Below are 13,880 nucleotides of genomic sequence, written 5' to 3'. Positions count from 1 at the left end.
CGGCGGCGGACCACCCAGGGGCGGACCGGTCGGGGGCGGACCGGTCGGGGGCGGACCGGTCGGGGGCGGACCGGTCGGTGGCGGTGGCGGTGGGACGGTCACAGCCCGGCCGACCGCTGCTCCCCGCGCGCCGCGAGCCGGTCGCGCAGCGCCGCCGCCGCGTCCGGCGGCAGGCCCGGGATGGTCGCGTCCGTCGTGGCCGCCGCAGTGTGCAGCTGCACGGTCGCGACGCCGAGGGACCGGTCGATCGGACCGGCCTTGAGGTCGACCAGTTGCATCCGCCCGTACGGGACGATGACCAGGCGGCGGAAGAGGATGCCGCTGGTCACCATGAGGTCGTCGGTGCGCTCGACATAGCCGTACGACCGCACCCGACGGCCGATGAGCCACCAGGCCCAGACGAACACGGCGAACGCCACGCCCGCGACGACCGCCGGCACCCAGGCCGGCACGCCGGGCACGACGATCAGCGCGATCAGGCCGGCCAGGACCAGTACGTACGCCAGCCCCAGCGAGATCCGCCGGGCGGTCACGAGCTTCGGGGAGACGTGGACCCAGGGTTCGCCCGGCGGGGCGAAGGCCTCGTCGACGGTGCGGGTCATGCCGCGAGCGTAGCCAGCGGGTGCCACGATGCTGACGTGGATCCGACGCCGGCCGCGCTCGCGCCCGAGGCGACGCAGCACATGGTCGTCGGGGCCGGCGCCGCGGCCGGCGATGCGGACCTGGCCCTGGAGCTCGGCGACCTGCACCCATCGGCGCACGGCGCCTTCCGACTGCACCTGAGCCTGACGGACGGTCTCGTCGTCGCGGCCGACCCGGAGGTCGGCCTGCTGCACCGGGGCGCGGAGAAGCTGTTCGAGGTCCGCGACTTCCGGCAGGGCATGGTGCTGGCCAACCGGCACGACTGGCTGTCCGCCTTCGCCGGCGAGCTGGGCCTGGCGCTGGCGGTGGAGCGACTGCTCGGCCTGCACCCGCCGGAGCGGGCCACCTGGACCCGCACGCTGCTGGCCGAGCTGACCCGGGTGCTGGCGACGCTGACGTTCGTCGGGGCGTTCCCGTACGAGGAGCCCTGGCCGGGGGCTCCCCAGGAGCCGCCGCCCGGGCTGCGCGAGCGGGAGCCGTTGCAGCGGCTGCTGGAGGATCTGTCCGGCGGCCGGGTCCACCCGATGCTGGCGCGGGTCGGTGGCCTCGCGCACGCTCCCTCACCGGAGTGGCTGCGCCAGGTCACGGACACCACGGCGCAGGTGCGCGCCGGGCTGCCCGACCTGCGCGGGCGGGTGGACGCCGAGCGCCCGCGGACCACCGGGCTGGCCGTCCTGTCCCGCGACGACGCCGTCACCGTCGCGGCCAGCGGACCCGTGGCGCGGGCCAGCGGACTGGACCTGGACCTGCGCCGCGACGACCCGTACCTGGCCTACCCCGAGCTTGCCGAGGCCGGACTGCTACGCGTGGCGGTCGCCGACGCGGGCGACACCGCCGCCCGTCTCGACCTCGCCCTGGACCAGGTCGAGGTGGCGCTGGACCTGGTGGAGGCCTGCGCGCAACGCCTCGCGTCGATGCCGGACGCCCCGGTGTCGGTACGGCTGCCGAAGGTGGTGCGCACCCCCGAGGGCGCGACGTACGTGTGGACCGAGGCCCCGACCGGGGTCGCCGGCTGGTACCTGGTGTCCCGCGGGGACAAGACCCCGTGGCGGCTCAAGCTGCGCACCCCGTCGTACGCGCACGTGCAGGCGCTGGCCCGCGCGCTGCCCGGGACGCCGCTGGAGTCACTGCCGGCCGCGGTCGCGGGGTTCTTCCTGGTCGTCGGCGACATCGACCGCTGACGCCGACGGGGAGCGGTACGGACTCCCCGGACCCCTCCGTACCAGCGATCCCGGGCGCACCTACGACTGTGACATTGTGCCGAGACACGCCGGCGAGTCTCGGCAGACCGTCACAGTCGTGGAGACGTACGTGAACCCGCGTGGCGGGGTACGGGCCGATGCGCGGCGGAGCGGGTGCGGTCAGGCGCTGCCGGCGGGCGGGAGCCGGCGCAACCGGGCCCACGGGTCCGCGGAAGGGTCCACGTCGATCTCGAGATCCCCGTCGTCGTCGTCATGGTCGGCCGGCGTCCGGACCGGGTCCCAGGGGAACCGGACCGTCCGCGGCGGCTCCTCCGCCGCGCCCCCGGACACGGCGGCGTCGGGCACCGGCTCCTCCGCCGGCGGCGGGGGCGGTGCGGACCGGTCCACGAGGGTGCGGGTCACGTGCGCCACGAGCTGCGTCGCGTCGTCGAGCCGCACCCGCAGGTCGGCCACCTGCTCGGACAGCGCGGTCACGTGCGCCTCGAGGCGGGCCGTCTCCGCCGCCGCCTCCGGCCCGGGCAGCCGCCAGCGCAGCGCGGACACCTCGGCCCGCAGCGACTCCAGCTCCCGGGCCGCCGACGAGGACTCCTCCTGCTCGGCGAGGCGCGCGCGCAGGGCGTCCGCCTCCGCCCGCAGACCCGCCACCTGGTCCCCGCGGACCCGGGACACCGCCCGCTCGCGCAGCGCCTCCTCACGGTGGCGCGTCACGTCGCCCCGCAGCCGCCCGACCTCGCGCTCGAGGCGCTCCACCTCGGCACGCAGGGCGGCCTTGCCGCGCAGCCGGCCGTGCCGTCCCCTGCTCATGGACCGAAGGGTAGGCCGGTGCGGCGCGTGATGCGACGCTCCTGCGCGGACCGGGTCAGAGCAGCCCCTGCGCCGTGAGCCACTCCACCGCCACGTCCTTCGGGTCCTTGCGGTCGATGTCGACGGCCTTGTTCAGCTCGATCAGGTCGTCGGTGGTGAGGGCCGCGGAGACCGCGTTCAGCGCGTCGGTCAGCTCCTGGGTCACGACGGCCGAGTTGACCGCGGGCACGATGTTGTCGGTCTTCTGCAGCTGCTTGTCGTCCTCGAGCACGGCCAGGTCGAGTGCGGCCACGCCGCCGTCGGAGGAGAACACCAGCCCGACGCCGATCTGCCCCTGCGACAGCGCCTGCTTGGTGAGCGGGCCGCCCGCGTCCAGCGACTTGAAGTCGGAGAAGACCATGCCGTACGTCTCCTCCAGCCCGGGCTGGCAGAAGGGGCGCTCCACGCACTCCGGGGGGCCACCGAGGACGAGGTCGTTGGACTGTGACCAGGTGGCCAGGTCCGACAGCGTGGTCAGACCGTTGGCGTCTGCGAACTCGGCGGTGACCGCGAACGCGTTCTGGTCCGCCGCGGGCGAGGCGTCCAGGACGGTCACGCCCACCGGCTCGGCCAGGGCGCGCAGCGCGGTCATCGTCGTGTCGAGGTCGCCGCTGGCCTGGGACGGGGCGTCCGGCCCGTTGGCCGCGGCGTTGAGGAAGTCGGTGAGCGTGGCCGCGTACTCCGGCACCACCTGTACCTCCCCGCCCTGCAGCGCCGGCTGGACGACCTCGCGGTTGGTGAGCTCCTTGACCTCCGGCTCGTAGCCGGCCTTCTCCAGCACGGCCGCGTACATCTGAGCCAGGATCTTGCTCTCGCCGAAGTTGAACGCCGCCACCGTGATCGGCCCGCCCGCGGGCGCCGCCTCGCTGCTGGCGGCCGCCGACTCCGAGGTCGCGGCCGCGGACGACGAGGAGCCGGAGTCGGACGAGCCGCCGCAGGCGGCCAGGGCCAGCGTCGCCACGACGCCGACGGACAACATGGACAAACGTGTGAACCTCACGACGGTCCCGCCTTCTGTGTCCCCCGCGCCGGGCGCGGGCGTGTCGGGCGCGGGACCGTGCGCCCCGCTGCGCCCCATGCGACCACGGGCGCGGGGGCCCCGCAAGGCCTATCGGTCGAAGGTGACCGGGTCGACACCTCAGGGCCGGTCAGAAGTCCCCCAGCACGTCCGCGGCGCCCGACCGCAGCGGCGGCGGGGTCACCGCGCGCTGCGCCGCGGACAGCACCAGCTCCACCACGATGCACACCACCGCGACGAGGACGACGCCGGCGAACAGCAGCGTGGTGTCCTGAAGACCGAAGCCGTCCACCACGTAGCGGCCCAGCCCGCCGCCCCCCACCAGCGCCGCCAGCGTCGCCGTCGCCACCACCTGGACGGTCGCCGTACGGATGCCGGCGGCGATCAGGGGAACCGCGAGCGGCAGCTCGACCCGGCGCAGCACCTGGCCGCCGGTCATGCCCAGGCCGCGGGCGCTGTCCAGGGCCTGCGGGTCCACGTCGCGCACGCCGACGTACGTGTTGGTGAGGACGGGCGGCACGGCGAACACGGCCAGGGCGAGGATCGCCGCGAGGTCGCTGACGCCGACGGCCTCCCAGGACGCCAGGATCACCAGCACCGCGAAGGTCGGGATCGCCCGGCCCAGGTTGCCGATGTTGGTGACCAGCGCCCCGAACCGGCGCGTGTGGCCGACCACGATCCCCGCCGGCAGGGCCACCGCGAACGCCAGCAGCAGCGCCCAGCCGGAGATGACGAAGTGCTCCAGCAGGCGCTGCGGGATCCCGTTGCTGCCGGACCAGTTCTCGCCGTCGGCGAACCACTGCCACACCCCGGTCACGACGTCCATCGCGACCTACCCGGCCGCCGCGCGCTGGACGCGCGCCCACGGGGTGAGGGCCCGTTCGAGCAGCACCAGGGCGCCCTCGAAGAGCAGTGCCAGGGCCACGCACGCGAGCGTCGCCGTCATGATCTGCGCGTGGTAGAAGTTGTTGACGAAGCCACCGAGGATCAGCGATCCGAAGCCGCCGTGCCCGACCAGCGCGCCGATCGTCACCAGCCCCACCGTGGACACCGTGGCCACGCGCACCCCCGCCAGGATGGTGGGCAGCGCGAGCGGCACCTGCACCTGCCACAGCAGCCGGCCGTTGCCGTAGCCCATCCCCCGCGCCGCGTCGACGGCGTCCCCGGGCACGCCGTCGAGGCCCACCAGGATGTTGCGCAGCACGACGAGCAGCGCGTACAGCGCCAGCGCCACGATGACCGTCATGGGGCTGAGCCCGAACACCGGCCACAGCCCGGTGATCAGCGCCAGCGACGGCACGGTGTAGAGCACCCCCGACAGGGCCAGGACGGGCGTCTCCAGCGGCCGGTAGCGTCGTACCAGCAGTGCGAGGGGCACGGACACGGCCACCGCCAGCGCGACCGCGACGACGGTGATGGTGACGTGCTCCCGACCGGCCAGCAGCAGGTCGTCGGCGTTGTCCCGGACGTAGTCCACGCTGAACCACGGGTTCGGCGGCGCCTCGGCGACGAGGAGGGACACGCGTGGACGCTACCCCGGACGCGATGATCCGGTTGGACGCTGTGAGCAAGCGGTACCCGGACGGGACGGTCGCGGTGCACGAGCTGTCGCTCGACGTCGCCGAGGGCGAGGTGTGCGTCCTGGTGGGGCCCTCGGGCTGCGGCAAGACCACGACGATGCGCATGGTCAACCGGCTGGTGGAGCCGACCGGGGGGCGGGTCGTGCTGGCCGGCCAGGACGTGTCCGGCGTCGACCCGGTGCAGCTGCGGCGGGGCATCGGCTACGTCATCCAGCAGGTCGGGCTGTTCCCGCACCAGACCGTGCGGCGCAACGTCGCCACGGTCTGCTCGCTGCTGGGCTGGGACCGGCGCCGCACGGCGGAGCGCGTGGACGAACTGCTGGACCTGGTCGGGCTGGACCCGGCGACGTACGGCGACCGCTACCCCAGCCAGCTGTCCGGCGGGCAGCGTCAGCGGGTGGGGGTCGCGCGGGCGCTCGCGGGCGACCCGCCGGTGCTGCTGATGGACGAGCCCTTCGGGGCCGTGGACCCGATCGCCCGGGACCGGCTGCAGGAGGAGTTCCTGCGCCTGCAGGACACCGTTCGCAAGACGGTGGTGTTCGTGACCCACGACATCGACGAGGCCGTGCGGCTCGGCGACCGGATCGCGGTGATGCGGCAGGGCGGCTACCTGGAGCAGTACGCGTCCCCGGCGGAGGTCCTTGCTGCCCCCGCGACGGACTTCGTCGCCGACTTCGTCGGCTCCGACCGGCTGGTCAAGCTGCTGGCGGTGACCGCGTTGGACGTCGCGGACCTCGCCCCGGCCGGGGCGGGCGCCCCGGCCGGGAGTGCCGGTCCGACCGGGAGTGCCGGTCCGACCGGGATGCCGGCGGTCGGCGCGTCGTCGACGCTGCGCGACGCGCTCGCGGTACTGCTGGCGGCACCGGACGGGCGCGCCGTCGTGCTGCCGGACGGCGGCGGGGACCCGGTGGGCGTGCTCGGCATGGATGACGTACGCCGGATGCTCCGCGACGCGGCGCCGTCGCAGCCCTGAACGCTGCGGGGCTCCGGCACACCCGCGACGGGCCCTGCAGCCCCGTTCGCCGCACCCGCCACACCCGTCACCACCGGTGGAACCTCCGACCGCTCCCGAGGCGCTCGGGGCTGGTCGTACGTGGCACCGGTGGAGAGGCGTCACCCCGCGGCGCAGGGCCGTCAGGAAGGTAGCGAGGCGGGACGCCCGGAAGGGTCAGGCGTCCTCGTGCTCGCGCAGGTAGGTCGCGAAGCGGGCCCGCAGCAGCGGCTCGAGCTCGGGGCCGACGCCCTCGTCACCCATCATCTCCCGAGCGGCCCGGATGGACTCGATGATGCTGCCGCCGATCGCGCCGAGGTCGCCGCCCTCGTCGGCCATCGCCACCATTCCCGGCATGTGGCTGTAGAGGTCGACGAAGAACCCGAGGTCGTGCCGCTTCTCGGCGAGCTTGAAGGCGCGCTCGCGCAGCTCGGGGAAGGGCAGGTCCTCGTACTCGCCGCCGGAGTCCGCAGAAACCGGCTGGTCGGAGGTCGGCTCGGCCATGGCCCGGGAGCCTAGCGGCGGCCCGCGGCGGACGGCGGACCGGCCGACCCCGGACCCGCCGACCCCGGACGGGCGGACCGGGGGGTCGCCCAGGACCCGTTGCCCCCGCCCTCGCCGGCGAGGTCGTCGGCCCGACGCCCGGCCGCGGCCTCGTCGGGGTCCTCGGGCAGCCGGCACAGCCGCTCCAACCACACCGCGACGACCGTGAGCGCGAGCGCGCCGAGGACGGCCGCGCCCGCCGACCACAGCCGCTCGCGACCGGCGGGGCTGTCGTACGGGAGCACGCCCACGAGCACTCCGGCGTAGAAGCCGCCGACCAGGGCACCGGTCCGCGACGCGGCCATCGCCAGGGCCGCGGTACGGGCCGCCACCAGCGGCGGCATCGGGCGGTGCCCCTCCTTGCGCAGCAGCCGGGGCCGGGACAGCAGCGCCCAGAAGAGCAGCGCGACGGCGAGCAGCCACAGCGTCACGGCGGCGGTCCAGGGGACCGGGAGCAGCCGGCCGACCCAGGCCTCGACCAGCTGCAGGGTGCCCCAGCCGACCGAGCCCGCCAGCACGAACAGCGCCAGCAGCATCCGGATGCTGGTCGGCCTCACCGTTCCACCCTATGCGCGCCGCCCCGGCCGCCGCCGTCCGCGCGAGTGGAGGGTTGTGGTGGAAGTCGATCGATCGACTTCCACCACAACCCTCCACTCGCCGAGGAATCCGAAGGAGAACTCGCAGCCCGGGGCGGGGGCGTGAGACGCAGGTCGGGTCGCGTGCGAACCCCGTCGGCGCCGACGGCAGCGGCGAGGTCCGCGACCCGGCCGTGACCCGGCAGGACCGCGTCGGGGTCGGCCGCGGCCCACGGCACCAGGACGAAGCCGCGCTCGTGGGCGCGCGGGTGAGGCAGTGTCAGCGCCGGGTCGTCCCGGACCTCATCGCCCACCGCGAGCACGTCCACGTCCAGGGTCCGCGGCCCCCAGCGCACCTCGCGGGTACGACCCAGTGCCCGCTCCGCCGTGTGCGCCGCCGCCAGCAGCGCGGGCGCGTCCACGGTGACGTCGGCGACGACGACCGCGTTGAGGTACGCCGGCTGCTCGGGCCCGCCGACCGGATCGGTCTCGTACACCGGGGACACCGCCACCAGGTCGACCCCCGGCGCGCCCGCCAGCGTGTCCACCGCGGCCTGCAGCGCGGCGAGCCGGTCGCCGAGGTTGGCCCCCAGCGAGAACGCGGCCCGCCGGACCGTGCCGTCGCCCGTCGTCACCGCGACCGCACCACCGTGACGGCGATGTCGTCCACGGCCACCCGGACCGGCGCCTGCGGCTTGTGCACCGTCACCTCGACGGCCGCCACCAGCGGGTCCTGCAGGCACAGCGCCGCAATGCGGTCGGCCAGGGTCTCGATCAGGTCGACCGGGTCGCGGGCCACGTCCGCGGCGACCCGCTCGGCCAGCAGCCCATAGTCGACGGTGAGCGCCAGGTCGTCCGCCGCGGCCGCGGGCCGGCTGTCGACGGACAGCACCACGTCGACCACGAACTCCTGGCCCTCACGCCGCTCGTGCTCGAAGACGCCGTGGTGGCCGTGGGCGCGGATCCCGCGCAGGACGATCCGGTCGGCGCTCACGACGATCCCTCCTCCGGCTGCCGCCCGCGGCGGAAGGCCTCGGCCACCAGGACACAGTCCAGGCTGCCGCGTACGTCGTGCACGCGCACGCACCACGCACCGGCCGCGGCGGCGAGCGCGGACACGGCGTCGGTGGCGTAGTCCCGCCGCTCCGGCGGCCGGGGCTGCCCGGACGAGTCCGCGAGCAGCGCCCCGAGGAACCGCTTGCGCGACGCCCCCACCAGCAGCGGCCGGCCCAGGGACGCCAGCGCGTCGAGGTGGCGCAACAGCGCCCAGTTGTGGTCCGCCTCCTTGGCGAACCCCAGCCCGGGGTCGAGCACCACCCGGGCCGGGTCCGCGCCGGCGGCCACGGCCGCGTCCAGGCGGGCGGCGAGCTCCGCCCGGACGTCGGCCACGACGTCGTCGTACGTCGCCAGCCGGTCCATGCCGTCGGAGTGCCCGCGCCAGTGCATCGCGACGTAGGGCACCGCCTGCCCCGCCAGCCACGGCAGCATCGCGTCGTCGGCCAGTCCGCCGCTGACGTCGTTGACCAGGCACGCGCCCTCGTCAACCGCGGCGGCGGCGACCTGCGCCCGCATGGTGTCGATGCTCACCGGCACCCCGGAGGCGACAAGACCCCGAACGACGGGCAGCACCCGGCGCAGCTCCTCGTCGACCGGGATGCGGGTGGCACCGGGCCGGGTGGACTCCCCGCCGACGTCGACGAGGTCCGCGCCGTCGCGGTGCATGCGGGCGCCGTGCGCCACGGCCGCCCCGGGGTCCAGCCAGCGGCCGCCGTCGGAGAACGAGTCCGGGGTCACGTTGAGCACCCCCATCACCAGGCAGCGGTCGTGCCGGGCCAGCTCGGACGGCAGGCCCACGGGGTGCCGGCCGGGGTTCACGACCCGAGGATCAGCGACATGGCCTCGGCGCGGGTGGCCGGGTCGCGCAGCTGCCCGCGGACCGCGCTGGTCACCGTCTTCGCACCGGGCTTGCGGATGCCGCGCATCGACATGCACAGGTGCTCGCACTCGATCACGACGATGGCGCCGCGGGGCTCCAGGATCTCCATCAGCGAGTCGGCCACCTGCGTGGTCAGGCGCTCCTGCACCTGCGGGCGGCGCGCGTAGACCTCGACCAGCCGAGCCAGCTTCGACAGGCCGGTGATCCGCCCGGACTCGTTCGGGATGTAGCCCACGTGCGCGACGCCGTGGAACGGCACCAGGTGGTGCTCGCAGGTGCTGTAGACCTCGATGTCCTTGACCAGGACCATCTCGTCGTGGCCGATGTCGAACGTCGTGGTGAGCACGTCCTCGGCGGACATCCGCAGGCCGGAGAAGATCTCGGCGTACGCCCGGGCCACCCGCGCCGGGGTGTCCCTCAGCCCTTCGCGGTCGGGGTCCTCGCCGATGGCGTGCAGCAACTCGCGCACGGCCGCCTCGGCACGGACGACGTCGAACTCGCCCGCGACAGCGCCGTCGCCGATCGTGACCGGGTCGACGCCGCCGGACAGGGTCACTCGACCATCCCCTCGTCCAGCGGGGCGAGCGGCTCGCTGCCCTCCCCCGCCGGCGTCCCCTCGGGGCCGAGGGTCCCGGCGGCGGGTCGGCCGCCGTTGCCGTTGGGGTGCGCCGGGTCGCCGACCGAGGACCGCTCCGCCGGGGTGAGCACCGGGCCCACGTCGGACGGCTGCCGGCGCGCGGACCCGGTCCACGCCGGCCGCGTGGGCCGGCGCCGGAGGCCGGCGAACACGTCCGCCACCTCGTCCTTGTCCAGCGTCTCCTTCTCCAGCAGCCTCAGCACCAGCTCGTCGAGGATGTCGCGGTTGTCGACCAGGACCTCGTACGCCTCCTGGTGCGCGGTCTCGATCAGCTTGCGCACCTCCTCGTCGATCGCCGCGGCGACCTCCTCGGAGTAGTCGCGGATGTGGCCCATGTCGCGGCCGAGGAAGACCTCGCCCTGCTCCTGGCCGTAGCGGATGGCGCCGAGGCGCTCGGTCATGCCGTACTGGGTGACCATCGCCCGCGCGACCGCGGTCGCCTTCTCGATGTCGTTGGCGGCGCCGGTGGTCGGGTCGTGGAACACCAGCTCCTCCGCCGCGCGGCCGCCCAGCATGTACGCCAGCTGGCCGAGCATCTCGTTGCGCGTGGTGGAGTACTTGTCCTCGTCCGGCAGCACCATCGTGTAGCCGAGCGCCCGGCCCCGCGGCAGGATCGTGATCTTGTGCACCGGGTCGGCGTTGGGCAGCGCCGCGGCCACCAGGGCGTGGCCGCCCTCGTGGTAGGCGGTGATCTTCTTCTCCTGGTCGTTCATGACCCGGGTGCGCTTCTGCGGGCCGGCGATGACGCGGTCGATGGCCTCGTCCATCGACCGCGGGTCGACCAGCTGGCCGCCGGACCGTGCGGTCAGCAGCGCGGCCTCGTTGAGGACGTTGGCCAGGTCCGCACCGGTGAACCCCGGCGTGCGCCGGGCCACCGCCATCAGGTCCACCTCGGGGCTGATCGGCTTCCCGCGGGCGTGCACCTTGAGGATCTCGAAGCGGCCGTTGAGGTCGGGGCGCTCGACCGAGATCTGCCGGTCGAAGCGGCCCGGGCGCAGCAGCGCCGGGTCCAGGATGTCGGGCCGGTTGGTGGCGGCGATGAGGATGACGCCACCGGACACGTCGAAGCCGTCCATCTCGACCAGCAGCTGGTTGAGGGTCTGCTCGCGCTCGTCGTGCCCGCCGCCGAGGCCCGCGCCGCGGTGCCGGCCGACGGCGTCGATCTCGTCGACGAACACGATCGCCGGCGCGTTGGTCTTGGCCTGCTCGAACAGGTCGCGGACCCGGCTGGCGCCGACGCCGACGAACATCTCGACGAAGTCGGACCCGGAGATGGAGAAGAACGGCACGCCGGCCTCTCCGGCGACCGCGCGGGCCAGCAGCGTCTTGCCGGTTCCGGGCGGGCCGTACAGCAGCACGCCCTTGGGGATCTTCGCGCCGACGGCGTGGAACTTGGCCGGCTCCTGCAGGAACTCCTTGATCTCCTGCAGCTCCTCGACGGCCTCGTCCGCGCCGGCCACGTCCGAGAAGGTCGTCTTGGGCATGTCCTTGCTGACGACCTTGGCCTTGGACTTGCCGAAGTTCATGATCCGCGAGCCGCCGCCCTGCATCTGGCTCATGAAGAAGAACAGCAGGCCGACCACGATCGCGATCGGCAGCAGGGAGAGCAGCAGGCCCACCAGGATGCTGTCCTGCGGGACCTCGACGTCGTAGCCGTCGGGGAGCTGACCCTCGTCGACCTTGGCCTGCAGCTGCTCCTGCAGCTTCACGCCCTGGCCGTCGATGTACTCCGACCGGGTCTTGGTGCCGTCCTTGAGGGTGAGCTCGAGGATCTGCTCGCGGTCGATCAGCTTGGCGGACTGGACCTGGTTGTCGTCGAGGGACTGCAGCGCCTGGCTGGTCTCGACCTGCTGGGGCGCGCCGATGCCCGACACGAGGCTGCTGCCGAGCAGCACCAGCAGCACGGCGAGCAGGATCCAGAACACGGGTCCGCGGAAGAGGCGCTTGGCGTCCATCGTGGCGGGGCCGGCGGGCCCCGAACCTCCTGACTGTCGGGCCTGTCGGGGCGGGTGCCCGGGGATACGACGGTACACCGCGCCCCACGGTGCCGCCCCCGGCGCAAGGGCCGCTGGTCCTCAGCCCAGCGCGAACAACGGCGGCGGGCGCCCGGGGATTCCCGGGGCAGCGGCCGGAGGCCGCCGGCCGGGGGCGTCGCCGGGCGGAACGCACGGCGGGACGCAGGGCGGGGTCGCGCCGGTCAGCCGCCGTACACGTGCGGCGCCAGGGTGCCGACCACCCGCAGGTTGCGGTAGCGCTCGGCGTAGTCCAGGCCGTACCCGATCACGAACTCGTTGGGGATGTCGAAGCCGACGTACTTCGGCTCGATGTTGACCTTGACCGCCTCGGGCTTGCGCAGCAGGGTGCACACCTCGACCGACGCGGGCCCGCGCGAGCCGAGGTTGCGGACCAGCCACGACAAGGTGAGCCCGGAGTCGAGGATGTCCTCGACCACCAGCACGTCCCGGCCGCCGATGTCCCGGTCGAGGTCCTTGAGGATCCGCACCACGCCGGAGGACTTGGTGCCCGAGCCGTACGAGGACACCGCCATCCAGTCCATCTCGATCGGCGAGCGCAGCGCCCGGGCGAGGTCGGCCATCACCATGACCGCGCCCTTGAGCACACCGACCAGCAGCAGCGGCCGACCCGCGTAGTCCGCGTCGATCTGCGCCGCGAGCTCGCGGATCTTGTTCTGCAGGGTCTCCTCGTCGAGCAGCACCCGCTCGAGCTCGTCACCCAGGTCGCTGGCATCCACCGCTGGTCTCCTCGCGGTCCGCTCGGGGGGCCCGACGCGGGACGGTCAGGGAGCCGTCCCGCGGAGCGTCAGCCTGCCACACGCGCGGGCGGCGCGGACACCGCCCGGCAGGGCCGCTTCGCCCTGGCCGTGCCAGGACTCGACCAGCGCGCGCAGGCCGGTCACGTGGTCCGCGGTCAGCCGGCCCGCCGGGCACCCGGCGGCGCGGGCGGCCCGAAGCAGGACCCGCGCGCGCACGGCGGCCGGCAGCGCCGCCAGGCCGTCGACCGGGAGGGACACGACCGGGAGGGACAACGTGGCGTCGCCCCGGTCGCGCCCCGACCCGGCCGGCGCCTCGACGGTGGCCAGCCGCTCGTACGCCTCGTCGGCGTAGCCGTCGAGGGCGTCGGCGTCCTCGCGCAGCAGCGCGGCGGTACGGGCCAGGGCCTCGGGCACCCCGGGACCCAGCGCGCCCGTCAGCGCGGGCAGCGCCTCGGACCGGACCCGGACCCGGGCATAGCGCGGGTCCTCGTTGTGCGGGTCCTGCCAGGGACGCAGCCCCTGCTCGGCGGCCGCGGCGCGGACCAGGTCACGGGGGAGCCGCAGAAGGGGGCGGCGCCACCGCCCGTCCCGCTCGGCCATCCCGGCCAGCGACCGGGCGCCGGAGCCGCGGGCCAGGCGCAGCAGCACCGTCTCCGCCTGGTCGTCACGGGTGTGCGCCAGCAGGACGGCCGCGGCGCCGAGGTCGTCCGCGGCGCGGTCCAGCGCCTGCCGACGCGCGTCCCGGGCCGCGGCCTCCGGTCCCCCGCTACCGGGGCGGACGTCGACGGCGACCGCCTCGACGCGCACCGGATCGAGGCCGAGATCCCGGCAGGCCGCGGCCGCACCGGCGGCGACCTGCGCCGAGTCCGGCTGCAGGCCGTGGTCGACGACGACGGCACCCGCACGAAGGCCCGCCCGCGGTGCCACCCGGGCGGTCGCCGCCGCGAGGGCCAGGGAGTCCGCCCCGCCCGAGCAGGCCACCAGGACCAGCGACCCGGGAGGCAGGTCGGCGAGCGCGGCGCGGAGGGCGGTCCGCACCGCCAGCACCTCGCTGCCGGCCCGGTCGGACGCCGGCCGCTCGGCCGCGTCGGGGTCGGCGCCGCCGGTCACGCCGCCGGTCACGTCACGCCGCCGGTCACG

General features: G+C 74.8%; 16 protein-coding genes. 2 read left to right on the top strand and 14 right to left on the bottom strand.

Translation table 11 applies throughout. The annotated features are described in order from the left end of the window. Positions 1-98: 98 nt before the first annotated feature. Positions 99-602, bottom strand: coding sequence for a PH domain-containing protein (locus R2737_16745; protein ID MEZ5117912.1), 504 nt, complete (start codon positions 600-602; stop codon positions 99-101). A 36-nt stretch (positions 603-638) separates the two neighbouring features. Between R2737_16745 and R2737_16740 the strand changes: the two genes are divergently transcribed. Then, positions 639-1,823, top strand: coding sequence for a hypothetical protein (locus R2737_16740; protein MEZ5117911.1), 1,185 nt, complete (start codon positions 639-641; stop codon positions 1,821-1,823). Positions 1,824-2,003: 180 nt separating this feature from the next. On the opposite strand, the gene R2737_16735 is transcribed toward R2737_16740, so the two are convergent. The 4 genes from R2737_16735 to R2737_16720 all read right to left on the bottom strand — a co-directional run bounded on the left by R2737_16735 (position 2,004) and on the right by R2737_16720 (position 5,227). Further along, positions 2,004-2,648 (bottom strand): hypothetical protein, encoded by a 645-nt coding sequence (locus R2737_16735; GenBank protein ID MEZ5117910.1) that lies wholly within the window; start codon positions 2,646-2,648, stop codon positions 2,004-2,006. A gap of 55 nt (positions 2,649-2,703) precedes the next feature. Continuing rightward, positions 2,704-3,687: an ABC transporter substrate-binding protein gene (locus R2737_16730; GenBank protein MEZ5117909.1), complete on the bottom strand. Its 984-nt coding sequence runs from the start codon at positions 3,685-3,687 to the stop codon at positions 2,704-2,706. 148 nt (positions 3,688-3,835) lie between these two features. After that, positions 3,836-4,531, bottom strand: a complete 696-nt coding sequence (locus tag R2737_16725; protein ID MEZ5117908.1) for an ABC transporter permease — start codon at positions 4,529-4,531, stop codon at positions 3,836-3,838. A 6-nt stretch (positions 4,532-4,537) separates the two neighbouring features. Next, entirely contained in the window at positions 4,538-5,227 is a 690-nt protein-coding gene (locus R2737_16720; protein MEZ5117907.1) for an ABC transporter permease, read from the bottom strand. A gap of 2 nt (positions 5,228-5,229) precedes the next feature. Here R2737_16720 and R2737_16715 point away from each other — a divergent pair, with 2 nt between their 5' ends. Continuing rightward, entirely contained in the window at positions 5,230-6,258 is a 1,029-nt protein-coding gene (locus R2737_16715) for an ATP-binding cassette domain-containing protein (protein ID MEZ5117906.1), read from the top strand. A gap of 195 nt (positions 6,259-6,453) precedes the next feature. Here R2737_16715 and R2737_16710 read toward each other — a convergent pair whose 3' ends face one another. The 9 genes from R2737_16710 to tilS form a co-directional block, all read right to left on the bottom strand. Continuing rightward, positions 6,454-6,780, bottom strand: coding sequence for a hypothetical protein (locus tag R2737_16710; GenBank protein ID MEZ5117905.1), 327 nt, complete (start codon positions 6,778-6,780; stop codon positions 6,454-6,456). A gap of 11 nt (positions 6,781-6,791) precedes the next feature. Then, a complete protein-coding gene (locus R2737_16705) occupies positions 6,792-7,376 on the bottom strand; it encodes a DUF3180 domain-containing protein (GenBank protein MEZ5117904.1) in 585 nt (194 codons plus the stop codon). After that, the gene (gene folK, locus R2737_16700; protein ID MEZ5117903.1) at positions 7,373-8,029 is read right to left on the bottom strand and encodes a 2-amino-4-hydroxy-6-hydroxymethyldihydropteridine diphosphokinase; all 657 of its coding nucleotides are present in this window, start codon (positions 8,027-8,029) and stop codon (positions 7,373-7,375) included. The genes R2737_16705 and folK overlap by 4 nt, the downstream gene beginning before the upstream one ends. After that, a complete protein-coding gene (folB, locus tag R2737_16695; protein ID MEZ5117902.1) occupies positions 8,026-8,388 on the bottom strand; it encodes a dihydroneopterin aldolase in 363 nt (120 codons plus the stop codon). The genes folK and folB overlap by 4 nt, the downstream gene beginning before the upstream one ends. After that, positions 8,385-9,269 (bottom strand): dihydropteroate synthase, encoded by an 885-nt coding sequence (gene folP, locus R2737_16690; GenBank protein MEZ5117901.1) that lies wholly within the window; start codon positions 9,267-9,269, stop codon positions 8,385-8,387. The genes folB and folP overlap by 4 nt, the downstream gene beginning before the upstream one ends. Beyond that, positions 9,266-9,886 carry a GTP cyclohydrolase I FolE gene (folE, locus tag R2737_16685; protein MEZ5117900.1) on the bottom strand — a complete coding sequence of 207 codons (621 nt, stop codon included), beginning with the start codon at positions 9,884-9,886 and terminating at the stop codon, positions 9,266-9,268. Before folE ends, folP begins: the two co-directional genes overlap by 4 nt. Continuing rightward, positions 9,883-11,922 carry an ATP-dependent zinc metalloprotease FtsH gene (gene ftsH, locus R2737_16680; GenBank protein MEZ5117899.1) on the bottom strand — a complete coding sequence of 680 codons (2,040 nt, stop codon included), beginning with the start codon at positions 11,920-11,922 and terminating at the stop codon, positions 9,883-9,885. The genes folE and ftsH overlap by 4 nt, the downstream gene beginning before the upstream one ends. A gap of 242 nt (positions 11,923-12,164) precedes the next feature. After that, complete coding sequence (hpt, locus tag R2737_16675; GenBank protein MEZ5117898.1) at positions 12,165-12,719, bottom strand: hypoxanthine phosphoribosyltransferase; 555 nt, start codon at positions 12,717-12,719, stop codon at positions 12,165-12,167. 45 nt (positions 12,720-12,764) lie between these two features. After that, entirely contained in the window at positions 12,765-13,862 is a 1,098-nt protein-coding gene (tilS, locus tag R2737_16670; GenBank protein MEZ5117897.1) for a tRNA lysidine(34) synthetase TilS, read from the bottom strand. Between the last annotated feature and the right edge of the window lie 18 nt (positions 13,863-13,880).

This window comes from Candidatus Nanopelagicales bacterium, from assembly GCA_041393815.1.
Lineage (GTDB): Bacteria > Actinomycetota > Actinomycetes > S36-B12 > JAWKJK01 > JAWKJK01.
This window is presented reverse-complemented; position numbering and strand designations above follow the sequence as displayed.